Origin of the sequence: Enterococcus sp. AZ009 (assembly GCF_050548785.1) — a bacterium.
GTDB lineage: Bacteria > Bacillota > Bacilli > Lactobacillales > Enterococcaceae > Enterococcus_D > Enterococcus_D entomosocium.
In genome coordinates this window covers 2,593,123-2,613,374 of record NZ_CP172960.1, presented here as the reverse complement: position 1 = coordinate 2,613,374, position 20,252 = coordinate 2,593,123, and the positions used below count along the sequence as shown (strand labels likewise).

The following is a 20,252-nucleotide window of genomic DNA, read 5'->3' as shown; positions in this document are numbered from 1 at the left end:
CTGAAAAAGAAAGGAGACGGTCTTGAAAAAGTATTATTATCTAGCGGTCTTTATCAGCTTGGTTGTCTTTAGCTGGCTGATCCAAACCCAAAGTAGCCGCTTTTATGCACAGCCGATTATAGAAGTACAGACGGTTCAAGTCACAGCCGATCAGCAGCAGATTCAAGGGATCCTTCGCAACGGAGAAGAAGCTGGGGTACTGCGGACAGTCACTACGCAATACACCCCCAACGGTGCGATTCATCCGTTGTATCAGAACGGACAACAGCTGCTTTTGCAAAAAGAAGGGGATGGCTGGCAGGTACAAGCAAAAAAACGGGATGGGTATCTCTTTTTCTTCCTTGCCTTATTCCTGATGGCAGTAGTCGCAATTGGTGGCAAAAAGGGCTTACGGGCTTTGCTTAGTATCTTTGTGAATACTGGCTTGCTGCTCCTTTTTCTTTGGTTTCACAAAGGCAACAGCTCCTTTTCATTGGTCTTTTTGATGATCGTTTTTACGATCGTCTCGTTGGTTTTGACGATGGGGATTTCCTATGGCTTTCGTACGATCGACAGCCGCAAAATCATTGCCTCGTTAGCCAGCGTCCTCTTGGCGTTTTTTCTCTGTCGGTTCGCCATGGATCTTTTGCAAGATCATGGGTTGCGCTATGAAGAAATGTCGTTTCTGACCCGTCCGTATCGCAGTGTCTATCTAGGGAGTCTGCTGATTGGCGCGATTGGTGCCAGCATGGACAATATCGTCATGCTGATTGCCAGTTTAGATGAGATCCAACGCATCAATCCCCAGACGAGCCGCAAGGAACGATTAGCGATCGGTCGGTCCATCGCGCAAGATACGACTTCTTCGATGATCAATGTCTTGTTGTTTGCCTATTTAAGTGGGAGTATGCCAGCGCTATTGTTTTACCTAGCAAATGGCTGGCTGCTGTCGCAAGCATTGCCGATGCATCTTTCTTTAGAAATAGTGCGTACATTATGCGGCGGCTTTGCGCTGGTTTTATCGGTACCGTTGACGCTTCTTTGCTTTGAACTACAAAGGAGGAAAGCAAAATGACTGTTTTGTTTGTGTTGATCTTGCTTTTTCTCTTGCTGACTTTCGCTGTTTTTCGGATCGAAGGGCTGTTTCAAGTCACAGGTCTGTTTATGAATGTGGCCGTCTTTCTAGCGCTACTGGTCCTGATTGACCGAGGGGCACCGATTTTACCAGCGGCTTGTGTTGCCTTTTTAGCCGTGGCGGCGATCACCTTGTTTTTCGTGAACGGCGTCAATCAGAAAACCAAAATTGCCTTTGTCTGTGTGTTGGTCTTTCTAGGGCTTTTTCTACTATTATTTCCTCTTGTGCTCTCTGCAATGAATCTTCATGGGTTTTCGGCAGAGGAACTCGATGAGTTGGCGATGTATTCCTTTGATGTAGCTATCGATTTTAAGACATTGATGACTGCGATCATTTTGATGAGTTTTTCGGGGGCGGTGGCAGATGGGAGTATGGCGATCAGCACTGCGACCTATGAACTTTTTCAAGCAAACCCGCAAGTCTCAATCAAGGCATTAAGTAAAAGTAGTATGACAGTGGTATCAGACGTATTGTCTTCGACGATCAATACCTTATTGTTTGCCTTTATGGGAAGTAATCTGGCGTTGATTGCGTGGTTTCAAGATTTGTCGATCTCCTTTGGTGAAATGATCAATTCAAAGGCGTTCGTCTCAGAATTGATCGTTTGTTTGATCACGGGGCTGGCAGCGGTGATTATTTTACCCATCACCGCATGGTCAGCGAGTTGGTATTTTTTGAAAAGAAACCGAATGGAATAGGAAGGAGCGCAACCACCATGGAACCACTAATTGAAACTAAGCGATTAGTGCTGCGAGAAATGAGTCATGACGATCGACCAGCGATTGAAAAGATTTTGCAAGATCCAGAAGTTATGATTGCCTATGAAGGACCCTTCAGTGAGCAAGAAGTCACTGGTTGGATCGACAAACAGCTGCAACACTATCAAAACGATCACATTGGCTTGTGGCTAGTGATTGAGAAAGCATCCGGGCAAGCGATCGGTCAATGCGGGTTGACATGGCAAGACGTCAAGGGAGAAGCCGTTTTAGAAATTGGGTACTTGTTTCAAAAGAACTTCTGGCATCATGGGTTTGCCACAGAAGCCGCCCAGGCCTGTAAAGACTATGCGTTTGCAACGCTGAATGCCGCCATTGTTTATTCGATCATTCGTGAGACCAATCAAGCCTCCATAAATGTGGCATTGCGCAATGGAATGAAGCTGGTGGATCGCTTTGTTAAACACTATCGACAAGTGGACATGCCGCATCTTGTGTATGCTGTGGCGAAAGAGATGTGAAAAACGAAAGAATGCTTTTTTCGATTTAGACAATGAAATGCCCCTAGGAAGTTAGCTTTTTCTAACTTTCTAGGGGCGTTTTTTATGCTTGCGTAAAGCTTTTTCGTTCGATGAGTTCAGCCCCTAAAAGGACTGTTTTGGTGATTGTTCGAGGATGAACGATCTGATCCACCAATAAATCGATCGCGGTTTTGGCGATTTCCTCCACATCGATGTTAAACGTTGTTAGTGGGGGAGCCACAAATTTTGCGATCTCATTGTCATTGATACTGATTAATTCCAAGCGATCAGGAATGATGATAGATCGTTCATTTAACGCTTGGAGCACACCAACTGCGACGGTGTCAGAAGCCACAAAGAGCGCCTCTGGCAAATTGTCACCAAGGGATTCCACCATTTTTTTCGCCAAACGATAGCCGGTTTCAACGGAAAAATTGCCACCAGTAAACAGGAACGCCTCATCGAACGCATCTCGACGAGCCAGCGTTTGACGGAAGATGATCTCGCGACTATCCATTTCTGCACGTTGAGTATCAGGGTTTAGATAAGCGCCACCAATAAAGCCGATCTTACGGTATCCTTTTGTTAAAAACAGATCGATCGCCAGTTGCGTCATTCGATCAGTATCGGGTTTGACCGTATCGAACAGCTCTGGACAGGGGTTGATTTCCAAAAGGACACCATAGGGGCAAACGGATTTGAACTGCTGCGTTTCTTTCTCAGTGAAAGAGCCAATCCCAATAAACCCGGCGACCTCTTGCAATGTTTCTAAAACATCATCTTCATGGGTGATCAGTTGAATTTCCAAATTGTTGATTTTCGCATATTTTTCTAAAGAGATTCGCAATTGTCGAAAATAGACATCTTGAAGCTCTTCTTGTTCTGTCAGCCAGAAAAGGACGGCGATTTTTTCTAGTGTTGTTTTTATTTTTGAGCGATCATAACCTAGTGATAAAGCGGTATGAATAATTTTTTGACGCGTATCGGCTGCGATCGACAACGATTCGTCGCCTTTCAATAATCGGGAAACAGTCGCTTGTGAAAAGCCTGATTGCTCGGCAATTTTTTTTATTGTAACCAATCTTCTTCACCTCTTTCTTCTAGTATACGCTAACAACTTTACCAAGTAAATGAATTTACTAAATATATTTACTGAATAGTGGAAGTTAATAACATAGAGGTATTTCGAAAAAAATATTTGTGTGATAAACCTTGATTTTATCCGTTTATTTACTCCTTTGAAGAAATTAATTTAGTAAAACTATTTACATATTAAGTAAAATAATTTATTATAAACAAGAAGATAGCGTTTGCAAAATAAAGAAAAGGTGGAGAAATGATGATGAAAAAAATGTCTCGAGTTCTTTTTTTAAGTGTAGCAGCTTTAGGATTAGGTGCTTGCGGTCCACAAAGTGAAGGGACAGATAGTACTGCAGCAAATAGTGGCAGCGATAAGGACTATGATCTATTGGTCTGGGAAGACCAAGCAAAATCAGCTGGGATTGAAGAGGCAGTCAAACAATTTGAAGAAGAACACGATGTGACGATCAAAGTGGTCGAAAAAGCCTATGGTGGACAGATTGAAGATTTACGATTGGATGGACCCGCTGGTACAGGTGCGGATGTCATCACAATTCCTGGTGATCAAATCGGTACAGCAGTTACCGAAGGGTTGTTGAAAGAATTAACAGTCGATCAAACGCTACAAGATCTGTATACGGAATCAGCAATGCAATCGCAAATCGTTGATGGCAAAGTTTACGGCTTACCAAAAGCGGTTGAAACACAAATTTTGTATTATAACAAAGAGCTAATTTCCGAAGAAGACTTGCCACAGACAACGGATGAGTGGCTAGAGTATTCTAAATCTGTTTTAGGTGCTGACAGTTATGGGTTACTGGCATTATGGGATCAAATTTATTACGCACAAGGTGTATTGAGCGGTTATGGCGGTTATGTTTTTGGCGAGAATGCCGATGGATCCTATGACCCTGAAGATATTGGATTAGCTAATGAAGGTGCGATCGAAGGAGCGGACTATATCCAACAGTTTTATGATGCAGGTGTTTTTCCATCCGGATTGGTCGGTGAACAAGGAATCAATGTGTTGGACTCTTTATTTACGGAAGGAAAAGCTGCAGCTGTCGTCTCGGGACCATGGAACTTGTCTCCTTATAAAGAAGCGGGCATCGACTATGGTGTGAAAGAATTGCCATTATTAGGGAATGGTGAACATATGGGCTCCTTTATCGGTGTCAAAAGCTACAACGTAAGTAGCTATTCCCAAAACCCTGAATTAGCTGAAGCGTTCGTGAAATTTATCAGCAATGAGGAGAATTCAAAAGTCCGTTATGAAAAAACACAAGAAGTACCAGCGGTTGCTTCTTTGGCAGATGATCCATCAGTTCAAGAAAGTGAAAGTGCTGCAGCCATCGCCGCTCAGTCCCAACACGCAGAACTAACACCAGGGATCACTGAAATGAATTCAGTATGGGAACCAATGGATGCCGCATTGCAAACCATTGCTACTGGAAAGGCTGAACCGAAAATAGCTCTACCACAGGCAGTCGATCAGATCAAATCAGCCATTGCAGCAATTCAAAACTAAAAAGTCGTTACGAGGACAAACGTTTCGGATGGTGATTCAGCACTAGGAATCAAGTAATGCCGAACGAAACGTTTGTCAGCGGCTTTTTCTTACAGGGGGCGAAAATGTGAAAAACACGCAGTCGTATGCAAAACGAGCAATGCTATTCTCGATAATACCAGGATTCGGTCAATTTTATAATCGGCAAAAAAGCAAAGGCGCTTTATTTTTCTTCTTTTTTGCTATGTATCTTGTCGTCTTTAAAGATTTATTTAATATGGGACTTTGGGGCATCGTGACATTAGGCGTGGAAGTGCCGAGAGACAATTCCATCTTTTTATTAGCAGAAGGATTAGTTGCCTTGATCGTCATCGGTTTTGGTCTGTTGTTCTATTATTTAAACATCCGTGATGCCTATAAAAACGGCGAATTAAGAGACAATGAGCTACCAGTCAACTCTATCCGTGAAAGCTACCAGGCACTATTAAGAGAAGGCTATCCTTATTTAATGAGTAGCCCAGCATTTTTCTTACTCGTGTTTTCTGTTATTTTTCCGATTCTCTTTAGTATCGCGTTAGCTTTTACGAACTATGATCTCTATCATTCTGCACCTGCCAATTTAGCAGATTGGGTGGGATTAGAGACCTTTAAGAAGATTTTTACTGTCGATATTTGGCGTAGTACCTTCTTCAATGTTCTAGGCTGGACAGTTATCTGGACCTTGATCGCCTCAACGTTACAAGTTTCTATCGGAATATTTTTAGCGGTGCTGGTGCATCAAAAAGAACTACGATTCAAAAAGTTCTTTCGAACGATTTTGATCCTCCCATGGGCAGTTCCGGGATTTGTTACGATCTTGGTATTTTCAGGAATGTTCAATGATTCCTTTGGTGCGATCAATAATACGATTTTGAATTTCTTCCAGATTTCACCGATTCCTTGGCTAACGAGTGCGAATTGGACCCGTTTAGCTTTGTTACTGATTCAAGGCTGGCTAGGCTTTCCGTATATTTTTATCGTGACTACAGGGACGCTGCAATCCATTCCTGATGATTTGTATGAGGCGGCGACCATCGATGGTGCTTCAGCTATGCAAAAATTCCGACGAATCACATTGCCATTACTGCTTTATGCAATGGCACCAATTTTGATTACGCAATATACGTTTAACTTCAACAATTTCAATATCATTTATCTGTTTAATTCTGGCGGACCGGCAGTTCCTGGTTCGACCGCTGGTGGTACCGATATTTTGGTTTCATGGATCTATAAGCTCACGATGCAAAATAGTCAATATGCACTAGCAGCAGCATTGACGATTCTCTTATCGATCGTCGTGATCGCGATTGCTTTATGGCAATTCCGCCGAACAAATTCATTCAAGGAGGTTGGATAACATGAAGGCAGCAAGTATGAAAAAACAAAAATTTGTCCGCCTATCCTTGACATATCTTGTACTGATTTTTACGGTAGTGGTGATCGTCTACCCTTTACTATGGACGATCGGTGCTAGTTTTAATCCTGGGAACAGTTTAATAAGTACGAGTCTGATTCCGACGAGTCCGACATTAAGTCACTACACGAAATTGTTTGCTGGTGACAACTCGCTATATTATAGTCAATGGTATTTGAATTCATTGAAAATCAGTGTATGCACTATGTTCCTGTCACTGATCTTTGTCTCCATGACGGCTTATTCCTTTTCACGGTTTCGTTTTACAGGCCGTAAAAATGGATTGATGCTGTTCTTACTACTACAAATGATCCCGCAGTTCTCTGCCTTGATCGCAATTTTTGTACTGGCGCAAATGCTCGGCTTGATCAATAGTCATTGGTTGCTGATCTTGATTTACGTTGGGGGTCAGATTCCCATGAACACGTACTTATTGAAAGGATATTTTGACTCGATTCCGTTAGATTTAGACGAGAGTGCCAAGATAGATGGTGCAAGCAATACGCGAATATTCTGGCAAATTTTGATTCCATTATCTCGACCAATGCTCGCAGTGGTTGCCATGAATGGTTTCACCGGACCACTGGGAGACTTTGCCCTGTCTTCAGTGATTTTACGTAATCCTGAGTACTATACATTACCCATCGGGTTATACAAATTAGTCACGGATAAAATGGGTGCCAGCTATACGACTTTTGCGGCAGGGGCCATTTTGATCAGTATTCCGATCGCGCTCGTCTTTATTGCATTACAAAAACATTTTGTCACCGGTTTGACCGCTGGCGGCACAAAAGGATAGGAAGAGAAGATGACAAGATATAACTTAGAAGAACGCTTTTTACATGGTGGGGATTATAATCCTGACCAGTGGCTAAATTATCCCGAGATCTTAGCCAAAGATTTAGAACTAATGGAAAAAGCTCATGCTAATACATTTTCCCTTGGTATTTTTGCTTGGAGTGCCTTAGAGCCAGCAGAAGGGGTGTTTCAATTTGAATGGTTAGACAAAATCATGGATCAGCTCGCCGAACGAAACAGTAACGTCATTTTAGCGACGCCAAGCGGTGCGCGTCCTGCCTGGTTGTCTAAAGCATACCCTGAAGTTCTCCGGACCAATGAAAAACGGGAAAAAATGTTACACGGTGGGCGACACAATCACTGTTTTTCTTCGCCAATCTATCGTGAGAAAGTGGCGATCATCAATCGGAAATTAGCTGAACGCTACCACGATCACCCAGCACTATTGATGTGGCATATTTCCAATGAGTATTCTGGAGATTGTCATTGTCCTATTTGCCAAGAAAACTTTCGTCAGTGGGTCAAGCAGAAGTATCAAACGCTAGCAGCCTTGAATGAGGCCTGGTGGGGACCGTTCTGGAGCCATACGATCACCGATTGGTCGCAAATCGAATCTCCTTCACCGATCGGCGAAATGCAAGTTCATGGACTAAATCTAGACTGGCATCGTTTTGTAACCGATCAGACTATTGATTTCTATGAACATGAGATCAAAGACATTCGTCGTTTGTCTCCAGATGTGCCGATCACAACGAATTTCATGGCAGATACCCGTGATTTGATTCCCTTTTATAGTCTTGATTATGGAAAATTTGCCCAGCATGTGGATGTCATTAGTTGGGACTGTTATCCTGCTTGGCATAATGATTGGGGAACGACAGCCGATTTGGCAAGTAAGGTTGGGTTTATCAATGATCAATATCGTAGCTTGAAAAAGCAACCATTTTTGATCATGGAATCAACCCCTAGTGGTGTGAATTGGCATCCAGTCAACCGCACGAAACGCCCCGGGATGCATCTGTTGTCTTCTATGCAATTTATTGCTCACGGTTCAGATAGTAATCTTTATTTTCAATGGCGAAAATCTCGAGGCTCATCTGAGAAGTTCCATGGGGCCGTCGTGGACCATGACAACGACGAGCAAAATCGTGTTTTTCAAGATGTAGCAGAAGTGGGGAAAGCCTTAGAAGAAATCAAAGAAATCAAAGGATTGCACAAAAAAGCCAAAGTGGCGATCATCTATGATTGGGATAACAATTGGGCGCTCAATGATGCGCAAGGTTTTGGTTTAGAGAGCAAACGCTACCCACAAACGTTGCAAGAGCATTACCGCTATTTTTGGGATCATGACATCGCGGTTGATGTCATCACGAAAGATCATGACTTTGATGCTTATCAATTGATCATCGCTCCGATGCTTTACCTCTTACCAAAAGAAACTATGAAAAAATTTCAACAGTATACGAAAAATGGCGGGACACTGGTTTCCACTTATTTGACGGGGATCGTGAATGAAACGGACTTGACCTATTTAGGAGGATGGCCCCAAGAGTTAGAAGAACTGTTTGGTGTGTCTGTGAAAGAAATCGATACGTTATATCCGAAGCAAAAAAATCTGCTTTTAATGAAGGAACAGCAGTACCAAATTCATGATTATTGTAGTATTGTCCAAACAAACACCGCCCAAACGTTAGGGGTGTACAGTGCAGATTTTTATCAAGGTCAAGCTGCAGTGACCGTAAATGATTATGGTGAAGGAAGTGCCTACTATCTTGGAGGACGGACGGATCAAGCCTTTTTGGAAGACTTCTATCAAGAAGTAACACAACAGCTTCGCTTACAAAATGAGTGGGTCCGCCAAGGTTCAACGAACGTGTCGATCCAAAGTAGAGAAAGTCAGCAAGAGCAGCTCGCTCCGACCACCTATTATTTTGTGATGAATTTTTCCGAAGAAAATCAAGAAGTAGAGGTAGCAACTTCAGGAATCGATTTGCTTACTGGAAAAACGACAAGCCAACTTCTTCAGTTGGCGCCTTATGAGGTGCAGATCATCAAAGTGACAGCATAAGATCAATAAAAACTATTGTGTCAATTATATGAGAAAAAAGAAGTACTAACGCTGATGAAAAGCGTTAGTACTTCTTTTTTATAGAGAATGGTTTAATTTTCTTGCGCAAATTCGGCAGCTTTTGTTCCTGCTTGGCGTCCGAAGATGATGATATCGGCAACTGCATTTCCGCCAATTCGGTTTTCACCATGCAACCCACCAGTTACTTCACCGGCTGCAAAGAGACCTGGAATGATCTCGTTATCCGTAGCGATCACTTCTGTGTTGGTGTTGATCTTCACGCCGCCCATCGTGTGGTGGATACCAGGAGCGATAGCGATGGCATAGTAAGGTCCTGTTGACAAATCGTTGTCCATTGCTGTGCTGCGTCCAAAGGCTTCGTCTTCACCAGCAGCCACACTGCTGTTCCAGGTAGCGATCGTTTCAGCAAGCGCTGCTTCTGGCATGCCCAATTCTTTTGCCAATTCTTCGATCGTGTCAGCGGATTTGACTAATCCTTGTTGCTCGTAAAAATCAATGGCTGTTACGCGTTCTTTGACACCTGCATCAAAAACTAACGTTGCTGATTTTTCAGGCAGGGCAATGATCGCTTCAGAGACTTTGTCTCGTGTTTCCATTTCATTGAAGAACCGTTCGCCTTCTTGATTGACCAAGATCGCGCCTTCTCCACGGACAGCTTCAGTGATCAACAGTGATTTAGACTGATCCACTGTTGGGTGAATTTGGATTTGTTCTAAATCAACCGTTTGTCCGCCTAATGCTTCGATCATTTTGATTCCATCACCAGTCGAACCCTCTTGGTTCGTTGTCACGTAGTCTGCCAATTCTGGTTTGTACTCGGTGATCATGTCGAAATTGGCACCGAAACCGCCTGTTGTAACGACAACTGCTTTGGCATCAATGGTTTGTTCGTTTCCTTCTACTTCAACGGTCACCCCGTTGACTTGACCATCTTCTTCATTGATTTCTTTGACATCGGCATTTACAAAAATTGGGATTTCCAATTCATGGATGTTGCGCATCAAGCCATCAACTAAGTATTCCCCAACCGCGGAACCATCAGATGGACGGTGCGTTCTTTTTTCACTCATCCCGCCAGTCGTTGTTAAGTTGTCTAAAGTGATACCCATGGAATCTAACCAATCGATCGCTTCTGCTGAATGATCCACAAAGTAGCGCAACAATTCTTCATCATTGGTGTTGTGACCGCCAGCTAATGTTTCTTCATAGAATAGATCGTTTGAATCTTCAATGCCTTCTGCTTCTTGGAATTTGGTTTCTGAAGCGTTCATTCCTGCAGAAGATTTCAATGTATTCCCACCAGAAATTGGCATTTTTTCTAAAATAACTGGGTTTGCGCCAGCTTCCTTTGCTTGGATCGCAGCGGCCATTCCAGCGCCACCCGCACCGACAATCACGACATCGTAGCTGTCTGCAAGTTCGCTAGGGTCTGTGTATTCTTGACCAGATGCAGCGGAAGTTGCATCTGTTTCTTCATTAGCAGATGAACCAGTACTTGTGCTGCTGCTTGTTTGTGAATCAGCGCCACAAGCACTCAAAGTTGCTAACGAGGTTAGGACTAATAGTGTTTGGAAAATTTTCTTCATTGTTTTTATTCCTCCTAAAACTTTTTCCAAATCAAAGACTAACATAGTTGTCATGTTATTTTTAGGTTTTGTTCGAAAAATCACATAATAATTAGAAAAGTTTAATTTATAAAGCGTTTTAGTCGAGATGAAAGGGTTTCTTGGTCATCATAAAAAAGAGTAGATTCGTGAATTTGTGGAAATAGAAGAATTACTGATTCTTTGATTTGTTTGGTATTAATCATGAAGGGAGTATGAAATGAGATTTAATTTTTCTCTTTTCTGTTATTGAAAAAAAGTACGTCACTGAGGTGCCGAGGAACGATCTCTTTTATTGAAAATAAATTAAACGCTTTGCGATCAAAAGATAGAAAGAAATTAGTGGAATCAGTATTTGTGGTCGCCAATTTTTATTCAATAAATAGAGATAGAATCTTGGGTTTCAAGAACCATTGCCAAAAAATTGCGGTGTTTCTTAAAAAAATCAAGAGAACTGTCTTGCAAAACCAATCCTTTCTTGTATAATAAAAATAAGTTAGGTCTACCTAAAAAATAAATAAACTATCCTTAACTATGGAAATGGAGTGAAAATAATGATTACTTTTTCAGAAATATCCGCAGCCTATGATGGCAATCATCAAGTGATCTCGGATTTGTCGTTTCAAGTAGAGAAACCAGCGATCGTAGGGATCATCGGACCAAATGGGGCAGGGAAGTCGACGCTGATCAAAGCGGCGTTGAAGTTGATCCCTTCCAGTGGGAACATGAGTGTCAACAAAAAAGCGTTAAAAGACTTTCAAAAGGAAATTGCCTATGTCGAACAAAAGACTGCGGTTGATTACACGTTTCCGATCACAGTCAAAGAAGTCGTATCTTTAGGCTTGTATCCTAAGATGCGCATGTTCCAAAGAATGTCAGCCAACGATTGGCAGAAAGTGACAGCCGCTCTGGCAGCGGTAGAAATGGAATCCTTTGCGGAGCGTCAGATTGGGGAATTGTCCGGTGGGCAGTTTCAGCGGGTCTTGATTGCTCGAACGTTGGTGCAAGATGCTAACTATATCTTCCTCGATGAGCCCTTTGTAGGGATCGATGCCACCAGTGAAGCGATCATCGTCGGCCTGTTGCGTAACTTGCGAGATGCCGGAAAGACGATTTTTATCGTTCATCATGATCTGGGGAAAATCACCGAATACTTTGATTACTTGGTTTTTCTCAATCAAACCCTGATCGCTGCGGGCCCAGTGAGTGAAGTCTTTACCGAAAGCAATTTGAAGCAAACATTTGGCGATGCGATCATCGTGAAAGGAGGCGTTTAACATGTTGACAAGCTTTTTTACCAGTTTAAGTAACTATCATTTCTTGCAAAATGCCTTGATCACGGCAGTCGCGATCGGAATCGTCGCAGGGGTGATCGGTTGTTTTATTATCTTACGAGGGATGTCCTTGATGGGGGATGCAATCTCTCATGCGGTCTTACCAGGGGTAGCCTTGTCTTATATCTTCGGCGTTCATTTTTTTGTCGGGGCAATCTTCTTTGGGATCTTGGCTTCCATGATTATTACCTATATCGCCAATAACAGCCTGATCAAAAGTGATACGGCGATCGGTATCACCTTTAGTTCGTTTCTAGCTTTAGGGGTTATCTTGATTGGGGTAGCAAACAGTTCGACTGATTTGTTTCACATTTTGTTTGGGAATGTGCTAGCGGTACAAGATAGCGACAAATGGCTGACGATCGCTATCGCTATCCTTGTGCTGGCAGTGATCATCCTTTTCTTCCGTCCACTGTTGATCACGTCTTTTGATCCGATGATGGCAAAGGCTTTTGGGATGAAAGTGCAAGCCTATCACTACTTATTGATGTTCTTATTAACTTTGGTTTCAGTGACAGCGATGCAAAGCGTCGGAACGATCTTGATCGTGGCTTTATTAGTCACTCCAGCAGCAACGGCTTATTTATATACAAAACAATTGAAGCATATGATGATCATCGCAGGGGTTTTAGGTGGTCTCGCCTCATTTATCGGCTTGTTTATCGGGTACAGCTTTAATATTGCCGCAGGATCAAGTATCGTTTTGACCGCAGGAGCCTTTTTCGTGATCGGTTTCTTGTTCTCACCAAAACAAAAGACCAGTCCAGTCAAGCGCTGGTCAGCGACAGCGGTTTTAGCAACGGCAGCTGTAGCCGGTGGCTTCTTTTTGGCACAGCAAAACGGACAGATGGCCCAAACAGAAGGGAAACTTTCAGTAGTAGCGACCAATTCGATCATTGCTGATATTACGGAAAACATTGCCGGTGATCGAATCGATCTTCACAGTATCGTACCAGTGGGGCGTGATCCCCATGAATATGAACCTTTAGTGGAAGATGTTCGAAAAGCGACCGATGCTGATCTTATCCTTTACAACGGCTTGAATCTAGAAACTGGCGGCAATGGCTGGTTTACCAAATTGATGAACAATGCCAATAAGGTAGAAAATGAAGATTACTTTGCCGTCAGTGATGGCGTGGATGTGCTTTATTTATCTGATGATGAAGACCACAGCAAAGCCGATCCTCATGCATGGTTAAATCTAGAAAACGGCATGATCTATGCCCGTAACATCGCTCAACGCCTGAGTGAAAAGGACCCTGACAATCGCTCTTTCTATGAAGAAAACCTTGAACGCTACTTGGCTTCATTAGAAGAACTGGATCAGCAAGCGAAGGAAAACTTCCAATCGATTCCTGAAGAGAAGAAATTGATCGTCACCAGTGAGGGAGCCTTCAAATACTTCTCTAAAGCCTATGGTGTACCGTCTGCCTATATTTGGGAAATCAATACCGAAGAAGAAGGTACCCCTGCGCAAATCAAAAACTTAGTGGATCAGCTGCAAAACTCAGCCGTCGCTTCCTTGTTTGTAGAAAGCAGCGTCAATACTCGTCCAATGCAAAGTGTTTCTCGTGATGCGGGCATTCCGATTTTCGGAACCGTCTTTACCGATTCGATTGCAGAACCGGGAGAAGAAGGCGACAGCTACTATAACATGATGAAGTGGAATCTCGAGACGATTTATCAAGGCTTGAATCAATAATACAAAAACATCCTTAGCTCGTTCTGGCTAAGGATGTTTTTTCGTCGTATTTTTGTGCTGGAGAAAAGCAAAGAGATAAAATCCGCAGCCCATCAAGGCAGCAAGAAATGCGATGACAGGAAAGTACAACCCCTGACCGTAAACATAGGCTGTATAAGCAAAGAAGGCGATCAAAAACCAGAGTGTTCCTGAGATGACCATTTTTTGGTTCCTCCTAATTGTTTAAAAGTATTTATTTGGTATATTTTAACACGATAGGGGCAAAAAGAAAATCAGCGAATCGAACGTTTGCTGAAACGATTTGCTGATTTTTTCCCAATTACAACGATGAACAGTTAAGAAACGTTCAATTGCTGTTGCGGTTCTAAATGGTAATAAAGGATCTCTGGCGGGACGCCGAGTCGGGCGGGAATCTTGGTCATACCGACCCCACTGGAAACACTCAATAAGGTCTCATTTCCTAAAAGGTAGAGCCCATCGGTATATTTCAACGCGCCCTTTGTTTTCGCATAATAAAAAGGCAAGCGAATCTGCCCGCCATGGCTATGGCCAGAAAGAATCAAGTCGTAGTTTGGCAGATTGGTGATCCGAGAAACATAATCGGGTTCATGGAGCAAAAGCAGCTGCCATTCTGCTAAGGTTGCTTCATAGGTAAAACTGACTTTCGGACTTTCTATATCGATACCGACAATATTCATCGACGTCTTGTCATCAGAACCAAAAACCGACTCATTATCAAGTAAGGTAAACCCTGCATGCTGGTATATTTCCTTAACAAAGTAATGACCGTCATTCAAATGGTCATGGTTCCCCATAACTGCGATCTTACCCAGAGGCGCTTGCAATTTTTTCAACTTTTCGATCAGTCGCTTGGTTGAACGATGCGGCCATTTTTTATAATTATCGATCAGATCCCCCGTGATGATGATCAGATCCGGCTTGTTTTGGATCGTTGATCGAATGATGCGATTCATTCGTCTTGGTTTAAACCAACGAGAAAAATGGAGATCACTGATATGGGCAATCACGATATTGCTTTCTGCTTGGTAAAGGTCATAAGCTTTTGAAATATCTAAGACGGTGCGCTTGTCTTTTTTTATGAGATAATGCCGTTGTTTGAGAAGATGCGGTTCAATAATAAAGGAGTAAACTAGCAAGCCCGTAAGGAGGAATGCAATAAGAATGAGGGTGTACATGGCGTGGCTCCTTTTTTGATTTGCTAGTTTCTAGCATAGTAGATTCTTACAAAAAAAGCAATCATACGGAAGCAAAAATAACAAAAAATATCCATCGTATTTCGCTTGATTTTTCCATTAAAAAAGATACAAAAGAAGCTGCAACAGCCTATCTTTTGTATCCTAGATCGCAATTATTTGATTTTCACCAATCGTTTGAAGCGTGCCTTGTGTTTGACAGGGATCAAAGCCATGACACAATCATAAGGGACAGAGATGATCGCCCATGCGAGACTTTTACTTGAAGCAAAGGGATAGTTTTGCTGTAAGACAAAATGGCCACTGATCAAGGCAAAACCGATACTCCCGACCCACAGCCATTGCGGGTCCCAATTCGTGAAGTGCTGGAGGGCTGTGATGACAAACGGATAGCCGTAAAAGTACAATGCAGTCAAAACGAAAGTGACATTTTTGGTTAATTGACGCAAGGTCAGTAAGAAAAACAAGCCAGAAAGAACGATACCCAATGGAGGAAACAGACTAACTAAGAAGGAATAAACGATGCCCCATAAGATCATGCCTGGGCCTTTGACGAGAGCAGCTATGACAAAGACAAAAAGTAGGAATAAGAGCTGTTGCGAAAAACTTGCTGCCGTCAAAAGTCCGAAGAAACCAACCAATAACCAGTGAGAAAAAGTCGCTGTTTGATTCTTTTGTGGCGTCTGCTGCTGCAGTTTTAGCCATGTAGCAAAATTGGGGAAATCTTGCTGGAAATTTCGCTGAAAATCGCTATTGAATGCTTGATGGGCATTTTGCTTCCGATAGTAGTGATATTGATTTTTTAACGTGCCTTTAGTTGCTGCTTTTTGGCCAGAAAAAAAGCGGCCGGGATCAATTTTTGATCGTTCCATATTTCCACCTCCATACGATTTCGTTACCCTCAGTATAGAGAAAATAAGCTTCGGCGTCCTCCAACTTTGGGCGGATTTTTTTTGCTTGCTGAAAGTTTTCTTAAACTGCTGAAAAAAGCGGAGAGGATTCGTTTCTTAAACCGTCAAAATATGCTAGAGTATAGAAGGACTAAGGAGGAGATTTCATGATTTTTGATTCTCATACACATTTGAATGCAGAACAGTTTAACGAAGACATTCCCGAAACCGTCGCCCGTGCGCATGAACTAGGAGTAACGGAGATGGCGGTCGTCGGTTTCGATCAGCCAACGATTGAAAAATCGTTAGCATTAAGCAAAGAATATCCTGGCATTTACAGCATTATCGGTTGGCATCCCACCGAAGCTGGTTCTTATACCCCACACGTAGAAACCTATTTGCAAGAGCGCTTGGAACGACCAAAAGTCGTTGCCTTAGGTGAAATCGGTTTAGACTACCATTGGATGGAAGATCCGAAAGAAGTTCAAGAAAAGGTCTTTCGTCGGCAAATGGCAATCGCTCGTGAACATCAGCTGCCCATCAGTATTCATACCCGTGAAGCCTTAGAAGATACCTATGCGATCTTAAAGGATGAAAAAGTCCAAACAATCGGTGGTATTATGCACAGCTTTAGTGGAGACGGAGAATGGGCGAAAAAGTTCTTGGATCTAGGAATGTACATTTCCTTTAGTGGTGTCGTGACCTTCAAAAAGGCCACGGAGGTACAAGAAGCTGCACTAGTCGTACCACAAGATCGGCTACTCGTTGAGACTGACGCGCCGTATTTAGCCCCTGTTCCTTATCGCGGCAAACGCAATGAACCCGGCTATACCCATTATGTGGTGGATAAAATCGCGGAGCTGCGGCAAGAAGCGGTCGCTGATGTTGCGGCCTACACGACAAAAAATGCCCACCGCTTGTTTAGGATCAATGACTGATAAACCGAAAATCGAAGAAATCATTGTCGTCGAAGGCAAAGACGACACCCGTCGATTGCAAGAAGTGTTCGAAGTAGATACGATCGAAACGATCGGTTCAGCGATCGATGATACGATCCTTGATCAAATCGAGCATGCCCAAGAAACACGAGGGGTCATCGTGTTTACCGATCCCGATTTTTCGGGAGAAAAGATCCGCAAAATCATTATGGAAGTGGTTCCGGATGCCAAGCATGCCTTTTTACCGCGCAGTCAGGCAGCACCGAAAAGCAAAGGCAGTTTGGGCGTGGAACACGCCAGCCATGAAGCATTGAAAGAAGCCTTGCGAAAAGTCGTAACCCCGATTGCTTCAAATGAAGTCAGTGAAGGAACCATTGATCGCCAACAGTTATTAGCGTATGGCTTGATCGCAGGCGCTGGAGCAAAAGAGAAACGAGAGCGGCTAGGAGATCTTTTACGCATCGGCTATACGAACGGCAAACAATTAGAGAAGCGGCTGGCAATGTTTCGTATCACCGATGCAGAGTTGGCAGAAGCTATGAAAACAGTGGAGGAAGAATTGTGAAGGAAGAACGGGATATAGCAACCCCCTCAAGAACCAAAGAGATTTTAGCGAAACATGGCTTTACCTTTAAAAAAAGTTTAGGACAAAACTTCTTAACAGAACCGAATATTTTACGGAAAATCGTAGAAACAGCAGGCATCGACGAAACGACAAACGTCATTGAGGTTGGACCTGGAATCGGTGCGCTGACCGAACAGTTGGCAAAACACGCCAAGCAAGTGTTGGCGTTTGAAATCGATGATCGGTTGATCCCTGTATTAGCTGATACGATGCAGCCTTACGCAAACGTAAAGATCATTCATCAAGATGTCTTGCAAGCAGACCTATCAACGACCATTCGGTCAGAATTCAGCGATACGGCTGCTTCATTAAAAGTTGTCGCAAATCTGCCTTATTATATTACTACGCCTATCATGATGCACTTTTTAGAGTCTCAGGTACCAGTAGATGAAATGGTCGTGATGATGCAAAAAGAAGTGGCTGATCGAATCTCAGCAGTTCCCGGGACCAAAGCCTATGGCTCGTTGTCGATCGCTGTGCAATACTACATGGAAGCAAAACTGGCATTCATCGTCCCGAAAACCGTTTTTGTACCCCAACCGAATGTTGATTCGGCTATTTTGAAATTGACGCGCCGTCCACAACCAGCGGTCGCAGTCACCGATGAAAAAGAGTTCTTTAAATTAACGAAAGCAGCCTTTCAGTTGCGTCGTAAAACCCTTTGGAACAATTTGCAAAATAGCTATGGAAAAGATGAAGAAACCAAACAGTGGTTGGCAGACAGTTTAGAAGCAAGTGGGATCGATCCGAAACGTCGTGGAGAAACGCTGTCGTTAGCGGAATTTGCCAAATTAAGCAATGAAATGCAAGCGCGCAAAGGATAACTTCTATAAAAACGGATGTTGAATAAACATTCGTTTTTTTGTGTCTTGACACCTTGTGGAAATACCAGTAGAATAAGCAAGACAGAACTGTCATGACACATTTAAGGAGAGAGTATAAATGAAAAATCATTCCATCCGCCATTTAACGATCGCTGCATTGTTAATCGGCATGGGAATCGTCATTCCCATGGTAATGCCCAAAATCGTCATCGGACCTGCGTCTTTTACCTTAGCTAGCCATGTTCCCGTATTTGTGGCGATGTTCTTTTCACCAGCGATGGCGATCGCTGTAGCTTTAGGAACAACCTTTGGCTTTTTCTTAACACTACCACCAATCATTGCATTACGGGCATTGTCCCATGTTGTTTTTGCAGTCATCGGTGCCTTTTATTTACAGAAGCACCCAGATATTTTACTGAAAAATGGCAAACCCTCTTTATTGAATATCAAATTTCAGAGCTTTAACTTGATTATCGGACTGATTCATTCTGCCGTTGAAATGGCAGTCGTTGCCGCCTTTTACTTCACAGGAAATGTACCAGGGACAGCATTCGATGGCAATTTCTACTATTTCTTGTTCGTTTTGATGGGGATCGGTGGCTTGATCCATAGCTTGATCGATTTCAATTTGGCTTATTTTGTTGCAGGTGCCTTAAGCAAACAATTTGATATTCGTTCGTTTTCAAAAGCAAAAGGACGCTTTATTCAGAAACAGAAGAAAGCGGCATAAGCGCCAGTTTGAATAGACCCGCTGCGTAAACGGGTCTATTTTTTTGTATTCAGATTAAGAAAATACTCCTTCTTAAAACGTTTATTATAGTGAAATAATAAACAGAAATAAGTTATAATATAAAAGAGGAGGAAGTAGATGAAGAAGAAAAAGTTAAAACGGTTACTTTTAGGTATGTTCGTCTTGATGCTCTTCTTTCTGCTGATTTTTTATGACAGTAAGAATGGGCAGTCCCCCTTTGAAAAGATAGAGGATGAATTGACACTAGCACTTTCGGATGAAGAACAAACACCAGAGCCTGAATACAGTGACGTTATTCAATTGGACGTTCCGTTAGAAAATCAATTCGATGAAGTTACGTTAGGAAATGGTTGTGAAGTAACGGCTTTATCGATGCTCTTGAATTTTTACGGATTTGATACCAATAAAAATCAATTGGCAGAAGAATTAGTGTATGTCCCACTTTATGAGGATTATAATCACCATGGAGATCCGCGAGAAGGCTTTGTTGGAAACATCTATGGCGGCGATAGCGCGATGGGTGTTGACGTAGAACCGATCACTGATGTCGCCGAAAGTATTGTAAAAGAGCAATATGAAGTCGTTAGTGGACGAGACAAAAGTTTTGATGAGATCGTCAAAGTCCTGCAATCTGGGAAACCAGTTTGGATGATCGCGACGTTAGAATTACAAGTACCTACCGATGCTGATTTCTTTCAATGGAATACCCAAAATGGCGAAATCCTTGTGACTGCATTGATCCATTCGGTAGTGATCACTGGCATCGATGGTGATACGATGTATGTCAACGACCCTTATGGGCATAAGGATCGCGAAGTCAGCAAAGAAGACTTAGCAGCGATCTATGAAAAAATGGGTCAGCAATACTTATATTTAGAAGAAATCTAAGAAAAAGTCTCAACTTGCCGTTGACAGTAAATGAAAAAACAATTATAATTTTTTAAAATTAAACAAAGAATTCGATAACGTTGAAGAGAAGAGTAGCAGATCAACAAAGGTACAGAGACTCCGGTTGGTGAAAAAGGAGACATGCGGTGATCAGTGAAGATGAGCTCTGAGTTTTTTTGTTGGTTCACGCCAGCAAAACGGCAT

At 42.7% G+C, this 20,252-nt stretch carries 19 protein-coding genes; 14 read left to right on the top strand and 5 right to left on the bottom strand.

Annotated features, from left to right (window positions below; genetic code table 11):
- The first annotated feature begins 22 nt into the window (after window positions 1-22).
- The 3 genes from IGJ74_RS12485 to IGJ74_RS12475 are packed head-to-tail and all read left to right on the top strand — an operon-like array spanning window position 23 to window position 2,351.
- Window positions 23-1,054 (top strand): YibE/F family protein, encoded by a 1,032-nt coding sequence (locus IGJ74_RS12485; protein ID WP_218193208.1) that lies wholly within the window; start codon window positions 23-25, stop codon window positions 1,052-1,054.
- On the top strand, window positions 1,051-1,812 hold the full coding sequence (locus IGJ74_RS12480) for a YibE/F family protein (RefSeq protein ID WP_218193207.1): 762 nt from the start codon (window positions 1,051-1,053) through the stop codon (window positions 1,810-1,812). Before IGJ74_RS12485 ends, IGJ74_RS12480 begins: the two co-directional genes overlap by 4 nt.
- A gap of 17 nt (window positions 1,813-1,829) precedes the next feature.
- Window positions 1,830-2,351, top strand: a complete 522-nt coding sequence (locus IGJ74_RS12475) for a GNAT family N-acetyltransferase (protein WP_074535022.1) — start codon at window positions 1,830-1,832, stop codon at window positions 2,349-2,351.
- A gap of 82 nt (window positions 2,352-2,433) precedes the next feature.
- On the opposite strand, the gene IGJ74_RS12470 is transcribed toward IGJ74_RS12475, so the two are convergent.
- Window positions 2,434-3,432 (bottom strand): LacI family DNA-binding transcriptional regulator, encoded by a 999-nt coding sequence (locus IGJ74_RS12470; protein WP_218193206.1) that lies wholly within the window; start codon window positions 3,430-3,432, stop codon window positions 2,434-2,436.
- A 255-nt stretch (window positions 3,433-3,687) separates the two neighbouring features.
- Here IGJ74_RS12470 and IGJ74_RS12465 point away from each other — a divergent pair, with 255 nt between their 5' ends.
- The 4 genes from IGJ74_RS12465 to IGJ74_RS12450 all read left to right on the top strand — a co-directional run bounded on the left by IGJ74_RS12465 (window position 3,688) and on the right by IGJ74_RS12450 (window position 9,257).
- A complete protein-coding gene (locus tag IGJ74_RS12465) occupies window positions 3,688-4,959 on the top strand; it encodes an extracellular solute-binding protein (protein WP_430608465.1) in 1,272 nt (423 codons plus the stop codon).
- A 139-nt stretch (window positions 4,960-5,098) separates the two neighbouring features.
- Window positions 5,099-6,334 (top strand): carbohydrate ABC transporter permease, encoded by a 1,236-nt coding sequence (locus IGJ74_RS12460; protein WP_218193215.1) that lies wholly within the window; start codon window positions 5,099-5,101, stop codon window positions 6,332-6,334.
- A 1-nt stretch (window position 6,335) separates the two neighbouring features.
- Complete coding sequence (locus IGJ74_RS12455) at window positions 6,336-7,190, top strand: sugar ABC transporter permease (RefSeq protein WP_008378938.1); 855 nt, start codon at window positions 6,336-6,338, stop codon at window positions 7,188-7,190.
- Between the two features lie 9 nt (window positions 7,191-7,199).
- Window positions 7,200-9,257 carry a beta-galactosidase gene (locus tag IGJ74_RS12450; protein ID WP_218193205.1) on the top strand — a complete coding sequence of 686 codons (2,058 nt, stop codon included), beginning with the start codon at window positions 7,200-7,202 and terminating at the stop codon, window positions 9,255-9,257.
- Between the two features lie 92 nt (window positions 9,258-9,349).
- Here IGJ74_RS12450 and IGJ74_RS12445 read toward each other — a convergent pair whose 3' ends face one another.
- Window positions 9,350-10,864, bottom strand: a complete 1,515-nt coding sequence (locus IGJ74_RS12445) for a flavocytochrome c (protein WP_218193204.1) — start codon at window positions 10,862-10,864, stop codon at window positions 9,350-9,352.
- Window positions 10,865-11,436: 572 nt separating this feature from the next.
- Here IGJ74_RS12445 and IGJ74_RS12440 point away from each other — a divergent pair.
- Both IGJ74_RS12440 and IGJ74_RS12435 read left to right on the top strand, forming a co-directional pair.
- Window positions 11,437-12,159 (top strand): metal ABC transporter ATP-binding protein, encoded by a 723-nt coding sequence (locus tag IGJ74_RS12440; protein WP_005234801.1) that lies wholly within the window; start codon window positions 11,437-11,439, stop codon window positions 12,157-12,159.
- A gap of 1 nt (window position 12,160) precedes the next feature.
- Entirely contained in the window at window positions 12,161-13,918 is a 1,758-nt protein-coding gene (locus IGJ74_RS12435) for a metal ABC transporter permease subunit (protein ID WP_008378930.1), read from the top strand.
- A 27-nt stretch (window positions 13,919-13,945) separates the two neighbouring features.
- Here IGJ74_RS12435 and IGJ74_RS12430 read toward each other — a convergent pair whose 3' ends face one another.
- From IGJ74_RS12430 to IGJ74_RS12420, 3 genes are all read right to left on the bottom strand, one after another.
- Window positions 13,946-14,119: a hypothetical protein gene (locus IGJ74_RS12430; protein ID WP_005234804.1), complete on the bottom strand. Its 174-nt coding sequence runs from the start codon at window positions 14,117-14,119 to the stop codon at window positions 13,946-13,948.
- A gap of 134 nt (window positions 14,120-14,253) precedes the next feature.
- Window positions 14,254-15,114, bottom strand: coding sequence for a metallophosphoesterase (locus IGJ74_RS12425; RefSeq protein ID WP_005234806.1), 861 nt, complete (start codon window positions 15,112-15,114; stop codon window positions 14,254-14,256).
- Window positions 15,115-15,287: 173 nt separating this feature from the next.
- Window positions 15,288-16,004, bottom strand: coding sequence for a hypothetical protein (locus IGJ74_RS12420; RefSeq protein WP_218193203.1), 717 nt, complete (start codon window positions 16,002-16,004; stop codon window positions 15,288-15,290).
- Window positions 16,005-16,189: 185 nt separating this feature from the next.
- On the opposite strand from IGJ74_RS12420, the gene IGJ74_RS12415 reads away from it, so the two are divergent.
- The 5 genes from IGJ74_RS12415 (at window position 16,190) to IGJ74_RS12395 (ending at window position 20,048) form a co-directional block, all read left to right on the top strand.
- Entirely contained in the window at window positions 16,190-16,960 is a 771-nt protein-coding gene (locus tag IGJ74_RS12415; protein ID WP_016613564.1) for a TatD family hydrolase, read from the top strand.
- Window positions 16,953-17,525, top strand: a complete 573-nt coding sequence (gene rnmV / locus IGJ74_RS12410; RefSeq protein WP_005234813.1) for a ribonuclease M5 — start codon at window positions 16,953-16,955, stop codon at window positions 17,523-17,525. The genes IGJ74_RS12415 and rnmV overlap by 8 nt, the downstream gene beginning before the upstream one ends.
- Window positions 17,522-18,409, top strand: coding sequence for a 16S rRNA (adenine(1518)-N(6)/adenine(1519)-N(6))-dimethyltransferase RsmA (gene rsmA, locus IGJ74_RS12405; RefSeq protein ID WP_008378923.1), 888 nt, complete (start codon window positions 17,522-17,524; stop codon window positions 18,407-18,409). Before rnmV ends, rsmA begins: the two co-directional genes overlap by 4 nt.
- A gap of 118 nt (window positions 18,410-18,527) precedes the next feature.
- Entirely contained in the window at window positions 18,528-19,139 is a 612-nt protein-coding gene (locus IGJ74_RS12400) for a hypothetical protein (RefSeq protein WP_005225537.1), read from the top strand.
- Window positions 19,140-19,277: 138 nt separating this feature from the next.
- Window positions 19,278-20,048 carry a C39 family peptidase gene (locus tag IGJ74_RS12395; protein ID WP_016613561.1) on the top strand — a complete coding sequence of 257 codons (771 nt, stop codon included), beginning with the start codon at window positions 19,278-19,280 and terminating at the stop codon, window positions 20,046-20,048.
- Window positions 20,049-20,252: the final 204 nt, after the last annotated feature.

Excerpts from the sequence above, each read along its gene's own strand:
- IGJ74_RS12480 (WP_218193207.1), top strand. The coding sequence starts at position 1,051 with ATGACTGTTTTGTTTGTGTTGATCTTGCTTTTTCTCTTGCTGACTTTC.
- IGJ74_RS12475 (WP_074535022.1), top strand. The coding sequence starts at position 1,830 with ATGGAACCACTAATTGAAACTAAGCGATTAGTGCTGCGAGAAATGAGT.
- IGJ74_RS12465 (WP_430608465.1), top strand. The coding sequence starts at position 3,688 with ATGATGATGAAAAAAATGTCTCGAGTTCTTTTTTTAAGTGTAGCAGCT.
- IGJ74_RS12460 (WP_218193215.1), top strand. The coding sequence starts at position 5,099 with ATGCTATTCTCGATAATACCAGGATTCGGTCAATTTTATAATCGGCAA.
- IGJ74_RS12455 (WP_008378938.1), top strand. The coding sequence starts at position 6,336 with ATGAAGGCAGCAAGTATGAAAAAACAAAAATTTGTCCGCCTATCCTTG.
- IGJ74_RS12450 (WP_218193205.1), top strand. The coding sequence starts at position 7,200 with ATGACAAGATATAACTTAGAAGAACGCTTTTTACATGGTGGGGATTAT.
- IGJ74_RS12445 (WP_218193204.1), bottom strand. The coding sequence starts at position 10,864 with ATGAAGAAAATTTTCCAAACACTATTAGTCCTAACCTCGTTAGCAACT.
- IGJ74_RS12440 (WP_005234801.1), top strand. The coding sequence starts at position 11,437 with ATGATTACTTTTTCAGAAATATCCGCAGCCTATGATGGCAATCATCAA.
- IGJ74_RS12435 (WP_008378930.1), top strand. The coding sequence starts at position 12,161 with ATGTTGACAAGCTTTTTTACCAGTTTAAGTAACTATCATTTCTTGCAA.
- IGJ74_RS12430 (WP_005234804.1), bottom strand. The coding sequence starts at position 14,119 with ATGGTCATCTCAGGAACACTCTGGTTTTTGATCGCCTTCTTTGCTTAT.
- IGJ74_RS12425 (WP_005234806.1), bottom strand. The coding sequence starts at position 15,114 with ATGTACACCCTCATTCTTATTGCATTCCTCCTTACGGGCTTGCTAGTT.
- IGJ74_RS12420 (WP_218193203.1), bottom strand. The coding sequence starts at position 16,004 with ATGGAACGATCAAAAATTGATCCCGGCCGCTTTTTTTCTGGCCAAAAA.
- IGJ74_RS12415 (WP_016613564.1), top strand. The coding sequence starts at position 16,190 with ATGATTTTTGATTCTCATACACATTTGAATGCAGAACAGTTTAACGAA.
- rnmV (WP_005234813.1), top strand. The coding sequence starts at position 16,953 with ATGACTGATAAACCGAAAATCGAAGAAATCATTGTCGTCGAAGGCAAA.
- IGJ74_RS12400 (WP_005225537.1), top strand. The coding sequence starts at position 18,528 with ATGAAAAATCATTCCATCCGCCATTTAACGATCGCTGCATTGTTAATC.
- IGJ74_RS12395 (WP_016613561.1), top strand. The coding sequence starts at position 19,278 with ATGAAGAAGAAAAAGTTAAAACGGTTACTTTTAGGTATGTTCGTCTTG.